Here is an 18,156-nt window from a genome sequence, read left to right as displayed (position 1 = left end):
CGCTGGTGAGGCGGGTCGGCGCGTGGTGGTGAGGCACGCCCGGTGCGATGAAGATACCGCGGAGTCGCGACGTGCGCCAGGGGTGCCGCCCACCCCCGATGGGGGGTCGCGTCGGGCGTCCTCCGGCACGGACGTCGGCGGCCCCGACTACTCTTGTCCCGTGGTCACCGCCCTGTATCGCCGTTACCGGCCAGAGAACTTCGCCGAGCTGATCGGACAGTCGCAGGTGACCGATCCGCTCCGCACCGCACTGCGAGCCGACCGGGTCAACCACGCGTACCTGTTCAGCGGTCCGAGGGGCTGCGGCAAGACCACGTCGGCCCGCATCCTCGCCCGCTGCCTGAACTGCGCCGAGGGCCCGACCGACACCCCGTGCGGCGTCTGCCCCTCGTGCGTCGAGCTCGCGCGCGACGGCGGCGGCTCGCTCGACGTCATCGAGATCGACGCCGCCAGCCACAACGGCGTCGACGACGCCCGCGACATCCGCGACCGCGCCGTCTTCGCCCCCGCGCGCGACCGCTTCAAGATCTTCATCCTCGACGAGGCCCACATGGTCACGCCGCAGGGGTTCAACGCCCTGCTCAAGGTCGTCGAAGAGCCGCCCGAGCACGTCAAGTTCATCTTCGCGACGACCGAGCCCGACAAGGTCATCGGCACCATCCGCTCCCGCACGCACCACTACCCGTTCCGTCTCGTGCCCCCGGCGCAGATGCTCGAGTACGTGCAGCAGCTCAGCGAGAGCGAGGGCGTCGCCGCGGCCCCCGGCGTCCTGCCGCTGGTCGTCCGGGCGGGCGGCGGGTCCGTCCGCGACACCCTCTCGCTGCTCGACCAGCTGATGGCCGGCAGCGACGACGACGGCATCGAGTACGAGCGCGCCGTGGCCCTGCTCGGCTACACGCACGCCGCCCTCCTCGACGACGTCGTCGTCGCCCTCGGGCAGCGCGACGGCGCGGCGGCCTTCGCGGCCGTCGACCGCGTCGTCCAGACCGGTCAAGACCCTCGTCGCTTCGTGGAGGACCTGCTCGAGCGCCTCCGCGACCTCATCGTCGTCGGCGCGACCGTCGAGGGCGCCTCCGCGGTGCTCCGCGGCATCACGCCCGAAGAGCTCGACCGGCTCGTGCAGCAGTCGCACGCGTTCGGCGCCGCCGAGCTCTCGCGCTCCGCCGACGTCGTCAACCGGGCCCTGACCGACATGACGGGCGCGACGTCGCCCCGACTGCACCTCGAGCTGATGATCGCGCGCGTCCTCGTGCCCGAGGCCGACGAGACCACGCGCGGCGCGCTCGCCCGCGTCGAGCGGCTCGAGCGCCGCGTCGGCGTCGACGGCGCCGCGGGCGACACCGTCCACCCGCTGCCGGCGGCGTCCGCCGCCCCGGCGAGCACGTCGACGGCCGCTCCGCGATCCGGCGCTCAGCCGCAGGCCGGGGCCGCCGGCCGCGCCGGCGCGGGGGCCGGCTCGAGCCCCGGCTCCGACGCCGCCCGTGCCACGACGACGAGCACGTCCGACCCCGCCGCGGCCTCGGCGGCGTGGGGCGCCGTCGCGCCGTCGCGTCCGGCCGCCGCCGAGAGCGTCTCGACGCCCGGCCGCGACTCGGCGCCGGGGGCCGTCTCCGCGCAGGCGACGACGCCAGCGTCGGCCGCGCCCGACGACGGGTCCTCCGCCTCGGAGCCCGCCACCCCGACCGCGGCGCACTCGGCCGCCTGGGCCCGGACGCCTCCCGTCGAGGGCGCCGTCCCGCCGGCGGGCGCCTCCGCGTCCCCGGTCGGCCCCGTGTCGCTGCAGCAGATGCGCGACGCCTGGCCCGAGATCGTCGAGGTCGTCGAGAAGGCCCGTCGCACGGCCTGGATGGTGGTCGTCACGGCCAGCGTGCAGGGCTACGCCGACGACGTGCTCACGCTGACGTTCCCGAGCGCCCACGACGTCGAGGCGTTCAAGAAGCCCGAGGGCGCCGGCGAGGGCGTCAGCGAGCACCTCCGACGGGCCATCCAGCAGGTACTGGGCGTCCGCGTCAAGTACATCGCCCGCGTCGAGGGCGCCGGCGACGGCCCTGCCCCCGCGGCGGCCGCCGCGGTCGCCCCGACCGAGTCGTCCTCGGCCGCCCGACCGACGTCGGCTCCCGAGCCGCAGCCCGTGTCGGCCGAGCCGCGGCCCGCGAGCCCGGCCGCACCCGAGCCCACGTCCGAGCGAGCGCCCGCCGCGGCGCCGACCCGGGCGCCCGCCTCCTCCTCCGGCAGGTCGGCGCGTCCCGCCGGGTCGACCCCCGCCTCCTCGGGGCCGGTGACCGGCTGGGACGTCGCGACGATCCCGCAGACCCCGCCCCCCGAGCCCGACGAGCCCGAGTACATCACCGAGGAGCCCCCCGGCGGGGCTCCCACGGTCGACGCGGCCCCGCCGCCCGTCGACGTGGCGCCGCCGGCGCCGTCGACCCCGGCGACGCGGCCCGGCTCGTCGGCCCCGACCGGCGGGGCGGGCCAGCCCGCCGCCGCGCCCTCCACCGGGGCGAGCGCCGGGCAGCGCCGTGCCGCGGCCGGCGACCCCCGACGGGGCATCCCCGCCGGTTCCCGCTACGGCGAGGCCGTCGTGCGCGAGATCCTCGGCGCCCAGTTCATCGAAGAAGAGACGATCGCACCCCGCGTCACGCCTCAGGGAAGCGAGTAGTCCGTGTACGAGGGAATCGTCCAGGAGCTGATCGACGAGTTCGGCCGGCTCCCCGGCATCGGCCCGAAGTCGGCGCAGCGCATCGCCTTCCACATCCTGCAGACCGAGACGTACGACACCACCCGGCTGTCCGAGCTGCTCGTCGACGTGCGCACGAAGGTGCGCTTCTGCGAGATCTGCGGCAACGTGACCGAACAGGAGACCTGCGGCATCTGCCGCGACCCCCGACGGTCGCCGGCCACGATCTGCGTGGTCGAGGAGGCGAAAGACGTCCAGGCCATCGAGCGCACCCGCGAGTTCAGGGGCCTGTACCACGTGCTCGGCGGGGCGATCAGCCCCATCGACGGCATCGGCCCGGACGACCTGCGCATCCGCCAGCTCGTGCAGCGGCTGGCCGACGACACGGTGCAGGAGGTCATCATCGCGACCGACCCGAACCTCGAGGGCGAGGCGACCGCGACGTACCTGTCGCGCATGCTCGCCCCGTTCGGGCTCCGCGTCACCCGACTCGCGTCGGGACTGCCCGTCGGCGGCGACCTCGAGTACGCCGACGAGGTCACCCTCGGGCGGGCGTTCGAGGGGCGGCGCCTCGTCTCCGAGTAGCCGCCGGCCCGACCTGGCCCAGCGTCAGAGCCGGGCGCGCCGGGCCCGGACGACGCTGTAGAGGCCGAAGGCGATCAGCCCGGCCGCGACGACCGACAGCACCACCACGCCGGCAGGCAGGCCCGCCAGCGCCTTGAGCGCGCCGTCGAGGCCGGTGGCCTCGTCCGGGTCGGCGGTGAACGCCGCCACCGCGAACAGCACGCCGACCACCGCGATCGCGACGCCCTTGGCCACGTAGCCGACGACCCCGAGGGCCACGGTGGCGCGGCCGGCCGTGCCGGACGGCACGACGAGGTCCTCGCGGAACTTCTGCCGCACCCCCTTGACCACGAAGTAGACCCCGATCGCGACGACGGCGAGGGCGAGCGCCACGAGCAGCACCACCCCGCCCGGCGTGCCGATCAGGCGCGAGCTGAGGCTCTGCGTCTGGTCCGAGCTGTCCGACGAGCCGCCCCGGGCGAACGTGAAGGCCGTCACCCCGACGGCGACGTAGGCGACGCCCTTGCCGCCCTCCTTCGCGCGCTCGGCCCACGCCTCCTTGTCGGTGCCCCGCACCAGGGCGGCCTCGAGCAGCTGGAACAGTCCGAGGGCCCACAGGCCGACGACGACCACCCAGAGCACCGCGGCGCCGCCGGGGCGCGACGCGAGCTGGCCGAGCGCGCCGCCCTGGTCGGCCTCGCCGCCCCCACCGGTCGCGACGCCGAGGGCGATCCCGCCGATCAGGACGTGGAGCAGGCCGTTCATCGCGAACCCCACGCGGGCGAGCGTGCGGAGGGGACGGCTGTCCTGGAGGCGGCTGGCGGATCCGCGGGCGTCCGCGGCGGCGTCGGTCATGCCCCCACGCTAGAGGTCCGCGGCGCCTCCGGCCCGGGCGGCCCCGGCGCCGAGGAGGCGGTCGTCGCCCGGCAGGTCCGGCCCGGTCGTCACACGCCCCGGTCACCTCGTAGGATCATCGGACGCAGGCGCCGCCAGCCCGACGCGCCCGCACCTCCTGCCACCCACCTCCTGGAGTCGCCACCGTGAGCCTCATCGTGCAGAAATTCGGCGGGTCCTCGGTCGCCGACGCCGAGAGCATCAAGCGCGTCGCGAAGCGGATCGTCGAGACGCGCAAGGCCGGCAACGACGTCGTCGTCGCGGTCAGCGCCATGGGCGACACCACCGACGAGCTGCTCGACCTCGCCGCCGAGGTCACGCCGATGCCCGGCGGCCGCGAGCTCGACATGTTGCTCACCGCGGGCGAGCGCATCAGCATGGCCCTGCTCGCCATGGCCATCCGCAGCCAGGGCGTCGAGGCGCGCTCGTACACCGGCAGCCAGGCGGGCATGATCACCGACGCCCAGCACGGCCGGGCGCGCATCGTCGACGTCACCCCGGGGCGCATCCGCGAGGCCCTCGACGCCGGCTCGGTCGCGATCGTCGCGGGGTTCCAGGGCTTCAACCGCACGACGGGCGACATCACCACGCTCGGCCGCGGCGGGTCCGACACGACGGCGGTGGCGCTCGCCGCCGCCCTCGACGCCGACGTCTGCGAGATCTACACCGACGTCGACGGCGTCTTCACCGCCGACCCCCGCGTCGTGCCGCGGGCCCGCAAGCTCGACCGCATCACCAGCGAGGAGATGCTCGAGCTCGCCGCGGCCGGCTCGAAGGTGCTCTACATCCGAGCCGTCGAGTACGCCCGACGCCACGGCGTCACCCTGCACGTCCGCTCGTCGTTCCACAACGGCGAGGGCACGCTGGTCGTCAACCCGAAAGAGGGAGAGAACGTGGAAGAGCCCATCATCAGCGGCGTCGCCGGCGACCTGAGCGAGGCGAAGGTGACCGTGGTCGGCGTGCCCGACGTGCCCGGCAAGGCCGCGCAGATCTTCCGCACCGTCGCGAAGACGGGCGCGAACATCGACATGATCGTCCAGAACGTCTCGGCCGCCTCGACCAGCCGCACCGACATCTCGTTCACGCTGCCCAAGTCCGAGGGCTCGGTCGTCCTCAACGCCCTCGAGTCGGACCGCGCCGAGATCGGCTTCGAGTCGCTGCAGTACGACGACCAGATCGGCAAGCTCGCCCTCGTCGGCGCCGGCATGCGCACCAACGCCGGGGTCTCGGCGCGCCTCTTCACGGCCCTCTTCGAGGCCGGCATCAACATCGAGATGATCTCGACGAGCGAGATCCGCATCTCGGTCGTCACCCGCGCCGACACCCTGGCCGAGGCCCTGCGGGTCGTGCACACGGCCTTCGACCTCGACGCCGACGTCGAGGCGGTCGTCTGGGGCGGCACCGGTCGCTGACCGGCGACGCGCCCGACGACGAGTCCCCACCACCCACCACCACCCAGGAGCACGAGATGTCTGAAGGTCTGCGCGTCGGCGTGGTCGGCGCCACCGGCCAGGTCGGCAAGGTCATGCGGCGGCTGCTCGACGAGCGGGAGTTCCCGATCGCCGAGATCCGCTTCTTCGCGACGGCCCGTTCGGCCGGCACGACGCTGCCGTTCCGCGGTGTCGACGTCGTCGTCGAGGACGTCGAGACGGCCGACCCGGCCGGCCTCGACATCGCCCTCTTCTCGGCCGGCGCCACGGGCAGCCGCGCCCAGGCCCCCCGCTTCGCCGCGGCCGGCGCGCTCGTCATCGACAACTCGAGCGCCTGGCGGATGGACCCCGAGGTCCCGCTCGTCGTGAGCGAGGTCAACCCGCACGCCATCGACGAGGCGGTCAAGGGCATCGTCGCCAACCCGAACTGCACCACGATGGCCGCGATGCCCGTGCTGAAGGTGCTCGACGCCGAGGCCGGCCTGCAGCGGCTCGTCGTCAGCACCTACCAGGCCGTCAGCGGCAGCGGGCTCGCGGGCGCCGACGAGCTGCTCGGCCAGGCGCGCGCCGCCCTCGCCGGCGACGCGGCGGGCCTCGTCCACGACGGAGGCGCGGTCGAGATGCCGGAGCCCGCCGTCTACGTGCGCCCCATCGCCTTCGACGTCATCCCGCTCGCCGGCTCGATCGTCGACGACGGCCTCGACGAGACCGACGAGGAGAAGAAGCTCCGCAACGAGAGCCGCAAGATCCTCGAGCGTCCCGACCTGCTCGTCAGCGGCACCTGCGTGCGCGTGCCCGTCTTCACGGGCCACTCGCTGTCGATCAACGCCGAGTTCGCCTCGCCGCTGACCGCGGCCCGCGCCCGCGAGCTGCTCGCCGACGCGCCCGGCGTCGTCCTGACCGACGTGCCCACCCCGCTCGAGGCCGCCGGCAAGGACCCGTCGTTCGTCGGGCGCGTCCGGCAGGACGAAGGCGTGCCCGACGACCGCGGCATCGCCCTCTTCATCAGCAACGACAACCTGCGCAAGGGCGCGGCCCTGAACGCGGTGCAGATCGCGGAGATCGTCGCGGCCCGCCGTCTCGCGACGGCCTAGGGTCGCGACCGCGACCGAGGAGGCGCGGGTCGGCGACCGGCGCCTCCTCGGTCGTCGAGACAGGCGGCTCCCGAACCGCGCCCGGCGTGGCTCCGAACCCCCGGCATGACCCGTCTCACGTCCGGCCTCGCCGCCCTCGTCGCCTCCGTCGCCGTGCTGACGGGCTGTGCCGCCCCGGCGGCGGAGCAGCCCGCCGCGTCGCAGTCCGTGCCCGCGGGGGACGGTCCGCTCGTCGCGTTCTACGGCGACTCGTACACGCTCGGGACGGGCGCCTCCGACCCGTCGCTGCGCTGGTCGACGATCATCAGCGAGGAGCGCGGCTGGCGGGAGTACAACCCGAGCGTCAACGGCCTCGGCTTCGTCAACCACCGCACGTCGTTCGAGGGCGGGGACCTGCCCGGCCTCGTCGTCGCCGCCGACCCGGACATCGTGGTCGTCACGATGGGGCTGAACGACTCCTTCTCGTACGACGCCCGGGCCGACGAGATCCACGACCAGATCGGCGCCGACCTCGACCGGATCGCGGGCGCCCTGCCCGACGCGCGCCTCGTCGTCGTCGAGCCGTTCTGGTACACCGACGAGCGCCCCGAGAGCGTCGACGTCATCGCGGGCTGGGTCCACGACGCCGCGCTCGACGTGGGCGCGGACTGGGTGCCCGGGGCCTCGCGCTGGCTCGAGGGGCACCCCGAGTGGATGGCCGCCGACGGGCTGCACCCGAACGACGACGGCTACGCGGAGATGGCCCGGCGCATGGACGCCGAGCTGACCACGCTCGGGCTGTGACGCACCGGACGGCTCGGCCGTCCGGCACCCAGACGCGACGCCTAGACTGCTCCTCGTGACCGAAGCATCGAAGGCAACGAAGCCCGTCGACGTCGCCCTCATCGGGGCCGGCGTCATGAGCGCCACCCTGGGCGCCATGATCAAGCAGCTCGAGCCGACGTGGACGATCCAGGTCTACGAGGCGCTCGGCGACGTGGCACAAGAGTCGAGCAACCCGTGGAACAACGCGGGCACGGGCCACTCGGCCCTCTGCGAGCTCAACTACACGCCCGAGCGCGCCGACGGCTCGATCGACACCAGCAGCGCCGTGAAGGTCAACGAGCAGTTCCAGGTGTCGCGGCAGTTCTGGTCGTTCCTCGTCGCCGAGGGCGCCCTGCCCGAGCCCTCCGCCTTCATCAACTCCACGCCGCACATGAGCTTCGTCTGGGGCGAGGCGAACGTCGAGTACCTGCGCAAGCGGCACGAGGCGCTGCGCGACCACCCGCTGTTCGCGGGCATCGAGTTCAGCACCGACGCCTCCGTCATCCGCACGTGGGCGCCGGCGCTCATCGTCGGCCGCGCGAAGGACCAGCCCATCGCGGCGACGCGCATCGCCGCGGGCACCGACGTCGACTTCGGCAGCCTGACCCGCCTGCTGCTCACCTACCTCGAGGAGAACGAGGCGCGGATCGAGCTCGACCACCGCGTGACGGGGCTGACCAAGCTCGCCGACGGCACCTGGCGCGTCAAGATGCGTCGCCAGGTGGGCGGCACCCCGACGAGCGTCGACGCGCGCTTCGTCTTCGTGGGCGCCGGCGGAGGTGCCCTGCACCTGCTGCAGAAGTCGGGCATCGACGAGATCAAGGGCTTCGGCGGGTTCCCCGTCAGCGGCGAGTTCCTGCGCACGGACGACCCCGCCGTCGTCGCCAAGCACAGCGCAAAGGTGTACGGCAAGGCGGCCGTCGGTTCGCCGCCCATGTCGGTGCCGCACCTCGACACCCGGGTCGTCGACGGTCAGGCGAGCCTCATGTTCGGCCCCTACGCCGGCTTCAGCCCGAAGTTCCTCAAGAACGGGTCGTGGTTCGACCTGTTCGCCTCGATCCGGCCGCACAACCTGTACCCGATGATCCGGGCAGGTCTCGCGAACCTCTCGCTCGTGAAGTACCTGCTGGGCCAGCTGGCCGCCAGCAAGGAGACGAAGTTCGAGTCGCTGCGCGAGTTCATGCCCGACGCCGACCCGGCCGACTGGTACCGCATCACCGCGGGCCAGCGCGTGCAGGTCATCAAGCGCGACGCTAAGAAGGGCGGCGTGCTGCAGTTCGGCACGGAGGTCGTCTCCGCGGCCGACGGCACGATCGCCGGCCTGCTCGGCGCCTCGCCCGGCGCCTCGACCGCGGTGCCGATCATGCTGTCGGTGCTCGAGCGCTGCTTCCCCGAGCGCATCGCCAGCTGGACGCCGACCCTGCGGCGCATGGTGCCGACCTACGGCGATCAGCTCGCCGACGACGAGGCCCGGGCGGCCGCGACCCTCGGGGCGACCGCGGAGGCGCTGCACATCCACGCGTAGCGGTCGCCTCCGTTTGACGCCCGGTCGAACATGTGTTCGACTGTCTCCATGAGATGGAGCGAACAGGCGACGACGACGGCGGACCCGGCCGCGCTGCCCGGTCTCGCGAAGCTGTCGAACCTCGTCGCGTCGGTCACGACGCCCGAGTTCGCGGGCGTGACGTTCCACGAGATCCTCGCCAAGAGCGCGCTCAACCGGGTGCCGGGTAGCGACTCCGCGCTGCCCTTCGGCTGGACGATCAACCCCTATCGCGGCTGCAGCCACGCCTGCGTCTACTGCTTCGCGCGGCCCACGCACGAGTACCTCGACCTCGACGGGGGCGACGACTTCGACAAGCAGATCGTCGTCAAGGTGAACGTGGCCGAGGTGCTCGCCCGAGAGCTGCACCGGCCCAGCTGGCAGGGCCACCCGGTCGCGCTCGGCACCAACACCGACCCCTACCAGCGGGCCGAGGGCAAGTACCGCCTCATGCCGGGCATCATCGCGGCCCTCGCCGACTCCGGCACGCCCTTCAGCATCCTCACCAAGGGCACGTTGCTGCGGCGCGACCTGCCGCTGCTCGTCGAGGCGGCCGAGCACGTGCCCGTCGACATCGCGATGTCGATCGCGATCCACGACGACGAGCTGCAGCAGTCGGTCGAGCCCGGCACCCCGACGACCGCGGCGCGCCTCGCCACCGTCCGCGCGGCGACCGACGCGGGGCTCCGCTGCTCCGTGTTCATGATGCCGGTGCTGCCCTGGCTCACCGACGACCTCGACCACCTGCACCGGGCCCTCGAGGCGGTGCGCGCCTCCGGGGCGACGAGCCTGCTCTACAGCGCCCTGCACCTCAAGCCCGGCGTCAAGGAATGGTGGTTCGCCTGGCTCGAGCGCGAGCACCCCGAGCTCGTCGTCCGCTACCGCGACATGTACGCCTCGAGCACCTACGCGCCGCTGGGGTACCGCAAGTGGCTCGCGGCCCGCATGCGGCCCCTCCTCGCCGAGCACGGCCTCGAGCACGGCACGGCCGATCCGGCCACCGGCTCGACCCGGTCGAGCGCGCTCGACGACGCCGCGACCGCCCGGGGCACGCTGGGCTTCGGCGTCGACGGCCGGCCGCGGTCGCTCATCGCGCACGAGCTGCCGGGGGGTGCGCGGTCGCCGCAGCCGCGCCTCTTCTGAGCGCCCGGCCGGTGGCCGTCGCGTCGTCCCGCCGGTCGGGGCACAACCCGCCGGTCGTGCCACTCGCCTCCGTCGAGGTGGCCCCACATAACGGGGTACAGACGCGGTCCCCGTTCTGCCATGATCGTCGTGCCCGACACGTCGATCGAGAGGGGGCCGCTATGCTGCTCGGCCTCCCCGCGCACCTCGTCCCCCAGACGGTCGGCCGGGCCCTGTCCCGGGCCTGTCACGTCATTGCGAGCGTGGTGCTCGCGAGCGCAGGTCTGCTGCTCATCGTCAACCAGGTCGTCGAGCCCACCTACCTCCTCTGGCCCGCTCTGGCGGCCCTGCTGCCGATGCTCGGCATGCTCTTCGTGGTCGAGCGGTCCCGGTCGACCACCGCCGTCGTCGCGTACCTCGCCATCGGCTCCGCCTGCCTGTACTGGTACGCCGTCACCCTGTTCGCCCAGATCCCCTCCGTGCAGGCGTCGGACGCCTTCTCCCTCTCCCTGCCCAAGATCGCCCTCGTCATGGTGGGGGGCAGCGGCCTGCGCTCCCGCGGCAGCCTGCTCTGGGCCACGGCGGGCTTCGCGCTCGGCGAGGTCGTCACGCAGCTCGCCACGTGGCAGACCGGTGCCTCGCCGCGGGTCGACGTCGCCGTCGCGTTCGCGTGGCTGCTCGTGTCGGGCACCGTGGCGGCCTCGCTGCTGGCGCGCGGGCGGGTGCGCCGGGCCCAGCCGAGCCTGCACCGGGCGGCCTTCGACCAGCAGAAGCAGGCGATCCGCCACGACGTCGAGCAGCAGGCCGCCGCCCTGCTGCACGACACCGTGCTGAACCACCTCTCGTCGATCGCCGCGGGTGGCCCGGGCCGGCTGAGCCCTGCGGCCGCGGCGTCGATGGCCGCAGACCTCGAGGTCCTGGTGGGGCAGGAATGGCTCAGCGACGAGGCCGTGGCCGCGGGCGCCGGTCCGGACGACGGAGGCGACTGGTCCGGCACCGAGCTCGGCCTCGCGGTCGAGCGGGCGAGACAGGGCGGGCTCGAGGTCGGCGTGACGGGCGACGTCCGGGCCCTCGTGGGCCTGAGCCCCGCGGTCTGTCGTGCCCTCGGCCTCGCCGTCGGGCAGTGCCTCACGAACGTCGCCGTGCACAGCGGCGTCGACCGCGCCGAGGTCGTCGTCTACGGCGACGGCACCGACCTCACGGTCATGGTCATCGACGACGGCGTGGGCTTCGACGTCGGCGCCACCGGCCCCGACCGGCTCGGCCTCAAGAACTCGGTCGAGGCCCGGACGGCCCGCGTCGGCGGATCGGCGCAGGTCTGGTCGTCGCCGGGCAGCGGCACCTCGGTGATGATCCGCGTCCCGGTCGGCGGGGCAGAGGCCGTCCAGGTCGCCGACGGGACCCCGCTGACCGGGCCGTCCGCGGGTGCCCCGGTGGTGCTCGACCTGCCCGACGCCGCCGAGGGCCCGGAACGCACCCAGGCCGGGGGTGCGACCTCGTGACCCGCCGCAGCCCCCAACAGGTCGATCCGCTCGGTGCCCTGAGCTCGCGGCCCGTCACCGCCCTGGCCGCCCTGGCCGCGGTCGTCTACGCCGGCGTGTCCACGCTCGCGACGCGGGACGAGATCACGTCGGCGCCCGCCGCGGTGGGCGCCCTCGCGGCGCTGGCGGCCGCGGGCGTCGTGCTCGTGCTCGCGTCCAGCCCGCTCCGGGCTCCCTTCAGCCGCGTCTCCGTCGTCGCGGTGGTGCTCCTGGGCTCTGTCGCAGTCGTGCTGGCCGCGGTCGGCACGGCGGGTGCGAACTCGATGGTGCGCGACGACTGGGCGCCGCTCGCCGTCGGTCTCGTCCTCGTCGGCTTGGCCCCCTACCGTCCCGCGGTCGACATCGTCGCAGCCGGCGCCGTGACCTCTGTCGTCGTGGCCGCGGTCGTCGTCGCGGAGAGCGCGTCGTTCGTCACCCACGTCCCGGTCCTGGCGTTCGTCGTGGTCGCCGTCACGCCCGTCGTGGCCCTGTCGCTGGCCGGCGCCTCGTTCTCGGCCGCCTTCACGACGCTGGTCGAGCGCTGGATCGCAGGCGCCTCCTCGGCTCGTCAGGCGAGCGCGGAGGAGTTCCGCTCGAGCGTGGTCCGCAGCGTGCAGCAGGACAGGGTGACCATCCTCAACCGCGACGTCGTGCCGTTCTTCGGGCAGGTGGTCGCCGCCGGCGTGGTCACCGAGGCCGACGTCGAGCGGGCCCGCCGCATCAGCGCCGACCTGCGCGGCACGATGGTGGCGGAGGCCGACCGCAGCTGGCTCGAGCAGGTGCTGGCCGACCCGGTCACCCGGGTGTCCGGCGTCGTCGTCGACCCCGACCGCGCGGCCGGCCGCATGACCGCCGCTCACCGCACCTCGCTCCGGGCGCTGCTCGTGGCGTTCGGCGAGACCGACGCCGTCCGGGCCGACACCGTCCGGGTCGAGCTCGACACCGAGGAGGAGCGGGTCGAGGCGCGCATCAGCGTCGCGACCGCCTCCTCCGAGACCGCCGTCCGGCACCGTCTCGCCCCCTATTTCGCCGTCGTGCGGATCGTCTTCGACGACCTGCAGGTCGATCCGGCCCCGCCCCTCCTGACACTAAGGTTTTCTTATGACCAGCACTGAACCGACCGGTCGCTCGTCCCTGCGCTCGGGCCCCGGGCGTCCCGCCGCCCCCTCGTGGAGCACCGTGGGGCCGGGCGCCGAGGGCCCCGCCACCCGCCGGGTGCGTCTGGCGATCCTCGACGACCACGAGGTGCTGCTCGACAGCCTCTCGAGCTGGATCAACGTCAACGCGTACGACTTCGACCTCGTGCTGACGGCCCACACGTGGCTGCAGCTGGTGCACAGCGACAACTTCCCGACCGACCTCGTGTTCCTCGACTTCCAGCTGAAGGAGCCGGTGTCGATCGAGGCCCGGGTCCGCACCTGCCGTGCCGCCGGCGCGAAGGTGGTCGTCCTGTCGAGCCTCGACACCCGCGAGTCGCGCGAGCGCGCCCTCGACGCCGGGGCGTCCGCGTTCCTCTCGAAGGCGCTGCCCATGCGCGAGGTGATGGACGCGGCACGACAGGTGATGGGCGTCGCCCGTGACGCGTCGCCGCAGCGCGACTGGCGCCCCCTGCCCGTGGGCGCGGCGAACCAGAGCCGGCCGAAGCTGAGCGCGGGGGAGTCGGAGGCGTTCCGGCTCTACGTGTCCGGCTTCAGCACGAACGAGGTCGCGGCGCAGATGAACGTGCAGTACGAGACCGCGAAGACGTACCTGCGTCGGGTGCGCGAGAAGTACGCCAAGGCGAACCGGCCCGCGAGCAAGAAGTCCGAGCTGATCCGTCGTGCGGCGGAGGACGGCTACCTGCAGTAGTGGCGAAGCTGTACTTCCGCTACGGGGCCATGAACAGCGGCAAGAGCACGGCCCTGCTGCAGGCCGCCTACAACTACGAGGAGCGCGGGCAGCGGGTGCTGCTGGCGAAGCCGCAGGTCGACACGAAGGGCGACGACGCCGTCGTGTCCCGGCTCGGCGTCACGCGTCCCGTCGACGTGACCTTCGGCCCCGACGACGACGTCCGTGAGGTGTTCTGCGCCTCGCGGCGTCGGGTGCTCGACGAGACCGGCACCGACCTCTCGTGCCTCTTGGTCGACGAGGTGCAGTTCCTGACGCCGGGCCAGGTCGACGACCTGCTCCGCATCGCGGTGCTCGAGGGCGTCCCCGTGCTGGCCTACGGCATCCGCACCGACTTCAGGACGGTGGCGTTCCCCGGCAGCCGCCGGCTGCTCGAGGTGGCCCACTCGCTCGAGGAGCTCAAGACCATCTGCCGGTGCGGTCGCAAGGCGGTGTTCAACGCCCGCAAGGTGGGCGACAGGTTCGTGTTCGACGGTGACCAGGTCGCGATCGACGGTCGTGAGGTCACCTACGAGTCGCTCTGCGGCGCCTGCTACCTCGCCGAGAGCGACGGCCGCCTGGCCTGACCCCAGGCCCGCCACGGCCGCCCTGGCCCCTCTCCGGCCGTGCCCTGCGGTCCGGGCGGGAACCACCCCGCCGACAGGCACACGTTCGCGGGGGCGGGCGGGGACCGCCCTGCCGACAGGCACGAGAGAAATGGCCGGACCCGAGGGACCGGCCATTTTCGCGGGGCCGGCAGGGACCGCCCCGCCGACAAGCACAAGAGAAATGGCCGGACCCGTAGGGTCCAGCCATCGGTGCGGGGCGGGCGGGGACCGCCCCGCCGACAAGCACAAGAAAAATGGCCGGACCCAAGGGTCCGGCCATTTGGCGCGGGGCGGGCGGGGACCGCCCCGCCAAAGGACACAAGAGAAATGGCCGGACCCAAAGGTCCGGCCATTTCTCGTCGGGGTAGCGGGATTCGAACCCACGACCTCCTCGTCCCGAACGAGGCGCGCTACCAAGCTGCGCCACACCCCGAGGTGTCGCCCGGCCCGGGGGCCGAGTGGAGCAACCTGACAAGGATAGCGGATGTTTCGCCCCGCTCGCACCACCTGGCCGCCAGCCTGCGGTCAGGCGGTGAGGGTCACCAGCACGGCCTCGGGGCGGCAGTCGAACCTGACGGGCGCGTAGATCGACGTGCCCAGGCCGGCGGAGATCTCGAGGTGCGCCGTCTTGCGGGCGTGGCTCCACGAGCTGAGCCCGCTGACCTTGCCCCGGGGCACGTCGCAGTTGGTGACGAGGGCTCCGTAGCCGGGCACGCGCACCTGCCCGCCGTGGGTGTGGCCGCCGAAGATGATGTCGGCCCCGTTGTTCACGAACGAGTTGAGGACCCTCTGGTAGGGCGCGTGCGTGACCCCGATGCTGATGGGGTCGGGCCCGCGACGGTCGTCGTGCCACCGGACGTTCTCGCGGAGGTCGTCGAGGGCGCCGGGGAGGCGGTCGAGGCGGTCCCAGCCCCGGTGAGCGTCGTTGACGCCGAAGAGCTCGAGGCGGGATCCCCGCATCTCGATGGCCCGGGCCGTGTTGTTGAGGTCGAGCCAGCCGAGGTCGGCGAAGAAGGACTCCATGCGGCCGATGTCGAGCGGGGTCGGCGCCTGTCGGATCGTGCTGGGGCCGCCGAAGTACGTGAACGGGTTCTTCGGGACGGGGCCGTAGTAGTCGTTGGACCCGTTGACGAACACCCCGGGGATGCCGCGGAACGGCTCGAGCGTGCGCTCGAGGGCCCCGTGGGCATCGACGTGGCCGATGTTGTCGCCGGTGTTCACGATCAGGTCGGGCTCGTAGACCGCGAGGCCCCGGATCCACTCCTGCTTCTCGGTCTGCCACGGGGCGAGGTGGAGGTCGCTGAGGTGCAGGATCGTGAGGGGACGGGACCCGGCCTCGAGGACGCTGAGGACCTCGTGCCGCACGGTGAACCGGTTCCGCTCGACCATGGTGCCCCAGGCGAGGGCACCCAGGCCGACGGCCGCGCCCGCCAGAGCGGTCGCGGCCGTGGCCCTGCCGAGGGGGAGGGGCGTCACTTGCAGTTCCCGGGGTCGCCGCCCTGCTCGTCGCCGTAGAGGGTCAGCCCGACGGCGGAGTCCTTCGCGGCGCTCGTGCCCGGAGCGGGATCGGTGCCGGCGACGCGGCACTGGTTCTTGCCGTCGCCCGGGGCGAAGCCGGCGATGCCCACCTTGTCCGGCGAGAACCCGGCCGCGGCGATCGCCGTCTTGGCGTTGGCGACGGTCTGCCCGCTGACGTCCGGCACGGCGGCGGCGCCGGAGCCGTCGCTCGTGAAGACCTTCACGGTGGAGCCCTTCGAGACGACCGTGCCCGGCGTGGGGTCGGTGCCGACGACCTGGCCCGCCGGCAGTGACGAGGCCTGGGTGCCGCCGTCGGCGTAGTCGAGCTTCAGGTTGTCGAGCATCGTCTGCGCGGCCTCGACGCTGCTGCCGCCCAGCTCGGGCACGGAGACGCCTGAGCCACGCGCGATCGAGGAGTCGGGCTTGGGGAAGGCCGTGCCCGGGTAGACGGTGTTGTTGACGGTCTGCACGGCCTTGAACAGGTCGGCACGCGTGGTGGCGTAGCGGCCGCCGGTGTTCGGCGACCCGTAGCTGCGCAGGCTGACCTTCTTGCCGTCCCAGTTGCCCTGCCAGACGGCCGTCGCGAGCTTCGTGGTCGCCCCGACGATCCAGATCTGGTCCTTGTCGTCGGTCGTGCCCGTCTTGCCGATCTCGGGGTAGCCGTCACGGGGGAGCGCGTTCGGGGCGGTGCCCACCGTCCACAGGCCGGACATGGCCACGGCGGCGGCCGCGGCGACCTGGGGCTCGATGGCCTGGGTGCACTGCTGCGGCTGTCCGCCGAGCTGGTTGCCGTCGTCGTCGACGATGTTGTCGACCACGATGGGCGAGCAGTACTTGCCCCCGGCGGCGATGGCGGCGTAGGCGGTCGCCATCGTGAGCGGCGCGACCTCGTTCGACCCGAGGATCGACGACGGGTTGATGTACTCGACCTCGCGACCGTCGGCACGGTGGAAGCCGAGACGCTGGGCGACCCCGGCGATGTCCTTCAGGTCGAGCTTGGACGCCATGGCCGCGTACGCGGTGTTCATCGACTTGGCGGTCGCGGTCGTGACCTGCATGTTGCCCGGCCTCTCGCCCGCGTCGTTCTTGGGCGCCCATCCGCCCGTGCGGTCGCCGCCGGCGGTGAGGTAGAACGTGCGCGGCGTCGCGTTGACCGACTCGTAGATGCCGTGCCCCTGCTCGATCCAGTCGATGAGGGTGAACGGCTTGTAGGTCGAGCCGGGCTGGAACCCGCCGGACCCGCCGTAGTCCTTGTCGGTGCTGAAGTTGATCGAGGTCTGCGTGCGGTCTCCCGTGTCGATCTCGGAGAACGTGGTGTTCTGCGTCATGACGACGACCCGGCCGGTGCCCGCCTCGACGGAGTCGACGGCGCTGCCGAGCTTCAGGCGCGTCTCGGTGGCCGGAGCCCACTTGTCGAGCTGCAGCTTGGCGTTGGCGGTCAGGTCGAGGTTGAGCGTCGTGTAGACGTTGAGCCCGCCGGTGTTCCAGCGGGCGGTCCGCTCTTCTTCGGTGGCGCCGAGCACGGTGAGGTTCTTGATGTTCTTCTTGACGAAGTCGCAGAAGTACTGGGCGCCCGAGGCCGTGACGGCGGCGCAGCCCTGGGTCGGGGGCGTCAGGTGGACGTAGCCCGCGATGTCGGTCGCCAGCGACGCCTGCTCCTGGGCCTGGTCGATGAAGCCCTCGGCGTACATCGCCTTGAGGATGACGTCGCGCCGGGCCTTGTTGCCCTCGTACTTCTCAGGGGTCGAGAGGTTGCGGGTGTCCGGGTACTGCACGATCGCGATGAGGCTCGCGGCCTCTTCGGTCGTGAGGTCGGAGGCGTTCTTGTTGAAGTAGTGCTGCGACGCGGCCTGCACGCCGTAGGTCTGGTCGCCGAAGTAGGCGATGTTGAGGTACGCGAGGAGGATCTCGTCCTTCGTGTACTTCTTCTCGAGCCCGATGGCGAACTTCATCTCTTCGAGCTTGCGGTCGATCGTGGTCTTGATCGCCTCGTCGTAGGCCGCCTCCTTCTCGGCCGGGTCGGCGATGAGCTGCGACTGCGCGATGCGGATGTTGCGCACCAGCTGCATGGTCAGCGTCGAGCCGCCGCCGCTGGCGCCGAGCTCGCCGCCGCCGACGGAGCCGACCGCCGCGCGGACGAGCGAGGTGACGTCGACCCCGCCGTGCTCGTAGAAGCGGCGGTCCTCGCCCGCGACCACGGCGTCCTTCAGGGACTGGGAGACCTGGTCCCACTCGAGCTCGACGCGGTTCTCGCTGTAGAGCGTCGCGAAGGGGACGTCCTGCCCGCCCTGCTTGGCGTACAGCGTGTTGCGCTGCTGGAGCTTGCCGATCTCGATGTACTCGGGGATCGACTCGAAGACCCCGATGGTGCTCGACGCCGTCATGCCGGCGACGGCGATGGCCGGGGTGACCCCGATGGTGACCAGGAGGCCGGCCAGGACGCTGAAGCCGATGAACCCGAAGAGCGCCCCGAGGACGGACGTGGGCTTCGATTTTTGGGCAGACATAGGATCAGG

The 18,156-nt window shown here is 72.7% G+C and carries 14 protein-coding genes and 1 tRNA gene; 11 read left to right on the top strand and 4 right to left on the bottom strand.

The annotated features are described in order from the left end of the window. Positions 1-160 precede the first annotated feature (160 nt). Positions 161-2,659 (top strand): DNA polymerase III subunit gamma and tau, encoded by a 2,499-nt coding sequence (locus FHR78_RS04000; protein ID WP_166759187.1) that lies wholly within the window; start codon positions 161-163, stop codon positions 2,657-2,659. 3 nt (positions 2,660-2,662) lie between these two features. After that, positions 2,663-3,262, top strand: a complete 600-nt coding sequence (gene recR, locus FHR78_RS03995; RefSeq protein ID WP_166759186.1) for a recombination mediator RecR — start codon at positions 2,663-2,665, stop codon at positions 3,260-3,262. A gap of 24 nt (positions 3,263-3,286) precedes the next feature. On the opposite strand, the gene FHR78_RS03990 is transcribed toward recR, so the two are convergent. Next, a complete protein-coding gene (locus tag FHR78_RS03990; protein ID WP_166759185.1) occupies positions 3,287-4,096 on the bottom strand; it encodes a DUF1206 domain-containing protein in 810 nt (269 codons plus the stop codon). 185 nt (positions 4,097-4,281) lie between these two features. Between FHR78_RS03990 and FHR78_RS03985 the strand changes: the two genes are divergently transcribed. From FHR78_RS03985 to FHR78_RS03945, 9 genes are all read left to right on the top strand, one after another. Then, positions 4,282-5,547 carry an aspartate kinase gene (locus tag FHR78_RS03985; RefSeq protein ID WP_166759184.1) on the top strand — a complete coding sequence of 422 codons (1,266 nt, stop codon included), beginning with the start codon at positions 4,282-4,284 and terminating at the stop codon, positions 5,545-5,547. Positions 5,548-5,603: 56 nt separating this feature from the next. Further along, positions 5,604-6,659: an aspartate-semialdehyde dehydrogenase gene (locus FHR78_RS03980; RefSeq protein ID WP_166759183.1), complete on the top strand. Its 1,056-nt coding sequence runs from the start codon at positions 5,604-5,606 to the stop codon at positions 6,657-6,659. Between the two features lie 105 nt (positions 6,660-6,764). Next, the gene (locus FHR78_RS03975; RefSeq protein ID WP_166759182.1) at positions 6,765-7,442 is read left to right on the top strand and encodes an SGNH/GDSL hydrolase family protein; all 678 of its coding nucleotides are present in this window, start codon (positions 6,765-6,767) and stop codon (positions 7,440-7,442) included. 115 nt (positions 7,443-7,557) lie between these two features. Beyond that, positions 7,558-8,988, top strand: coding sequence for a malate:quinone oxidoreductase (locus FHR78_RS03970; protein WP_243862137.1), 1,431 nt, complete (start codon positions 7,558-7,560; stop codon positions 8,986-8,988). Positions 8,989-9,036: 48 nt separating this feature from the next. Continuing rightward, positions 9,037-10,149 carry an Rv2578c family radical SAM protein gene (locus FHR78_RS03965; protein WP_166759180.1) on the top strand — a complete coding sequence of 371 codons (1,113 nt, stop codon included), beginning with the start codon at positions 9,037-9,039 and terminating at the stop codon, positions 10,147-10,149. 161 nt (positions 10,150-10,310) lie between these two features. After that, positions 10,311-11,630: a sensor histidine kinase gene (locus FHR78_RS03960; RefSeq protein ID WP_166759179.1), complete on the top strand. Its 1,320-nt coding sequence runs from the start codon at positions 10,311-10,313 to the stop codon at positions 11,628-11,630. Next, entirely contained in the window at positions 11,627-12,763 is a 1,137-nt protein-coding gene (locus FHR78_RS03955) for a hypothetical protein (RefSeq protein WP_166759178.1), read from the top strand. The genes FHR78_RS03960 and FHR78_RS03955 overlap by 4 nt, the downstream gene beginning before the upstream one ends. After that, the gene (locus FHR78_RS03950) at positions 12,750-13,496 is read left to right on the top strand and encodes a response regulator transcription factor (protein ID WP_166759177.1); all 747 of its coding nucleotides are present in this window, start codon (positions 12,750-12,752) and stop codon (positions 13,494-13,496) included. Before FHR78_RS03955 ends, FHR78_RS03950 begins: the two co-directional genes overlap by 14 nt. After that, entirely contained in the window at positions 13,496-14,101 is a 606-nt protein-coding gene (locus FHR78_RS03945) for a thymidine kinase (protein WP_166759176.1), read from the top strand. Before FHR78_RS03950 ends, FHR78_RS03945 begins: the two co-directional genes overlap by 1 nt. 380 nt (positions 14,102-14,481) lie before the next feature. On the opposite strand, the gene FHR78_RS03940 is transcribed toward FHR78_RS03945, so the two are convergent. From FHR78_RS03940 to FHR78_RS03930, 3 genes are all read right to left on the bottom strand, one after another. After that, positions 14,482-14,555 (bottom strand) — tRNA-Pro (locus FHR78_RS03940). Between the two features lie 92 nt (positions 14,556-14,647). Continuing rightward, complete coding sequence (locus FHR78_RS03935) at positions 14,648-15,598, bottom strand: metallophosphoesterase (protein ID WP_347878037.1); 951 nt, start codon at positions 15,596-15,598, stop codon at positions 14,648-14,650. Further along, positions 15,595-18,147 carry a transglycosylase domain-containing protein gene (locus FHR78_RS03930; RefSeq protein ID WP_166759175.1) on the bottom strand — a complete coding sequence of 851 codons (2,553 nt, stop codon included), beginning with the start codon at positions 18,145-18,147 and terminating at the stop codon, positions 15,595-15,597. Before FHR78_RS03930 ends, FHR78_RS03935 begins: the two co-directional genes overlap by 4 nt. Positions 18,148-18,156: the final 9 nt, after the last annotated feature.

It is taken from the genome of Frigoribacterium faeni (assembly GCF_011761235.1).
Taxonomy (GTDB): Bacteria; Actinomycetota; Actinomycetes; order Actinomycetales; family Microbacteriaceae; genus Frigoribacterium; species Frigoribacterium faeni_A.
The sequence above is the reverse complement of the archived record's forward strand: the minus strand, read 5'-3'. Positions and strand labels throughout refer to the sequence as shown.

Bases quoted from the DNA above. Each gene is read 5' to 3' on its own strand.
- FHR78_RS03950 (WP_166759177.1), top strand. From the start codon at position 12,750: ATGACCAGCACTGAACCGACCGGTCGCTCGTCCCTGCGCTCGGGCCCC.
- FHR78_RS03965 (WP_166759180.1), top strand. From the start codon at position 9,037: ATGAGATGGAGCGAACAGGCGACGACGACGGCGGACCCGGCCGCGCTG.
- FHR78_RS03990 (WP_166759185.1), bottom strand. From the start codon at position 4,096: ATGACCGACGCCGCCGCGGACGCCCGCGGATCCGCCAGCCGCCTCCAG.
- FHR78_RS03930 (WP_166759175.1), bottom strand. From the start codon at position 18,147: ATGTCTGCCCAAAAATCGAAGCCCACGTCCGTCCTCGGGGCGCTCTTC.
- FHR78_RS03980 (WP_166759183.1), top strand. From the start codon at position 5,604: ATGTCTGAAGGTCTGCGCGTCGGCGTGGTCGGCGCCACCGGCCAGGTC.
- FHR78_RS03960 (WP_166759179.1), top strand. From the start codon at position 10,311: ATGCTGCTCGGCCTCCCCGCGCACCTCGTCCCCCAGACGGTCGGCCGG.
- FHR78_RS03975 (WP_166759182.1), top strand. From the start codon at position 6,765: ATGACCCGTCTCACGTCCGGCCTCGCCGCCCTCGTCGCCTCCGTCGCC.
- FHR78_RS03970 (WP_243862137.1), top strand. From the start codon at position 7,558: ATGAGCGCCACCCTGGGCGCCATGATCAAGCAGCTCGAGCCGACGTGG.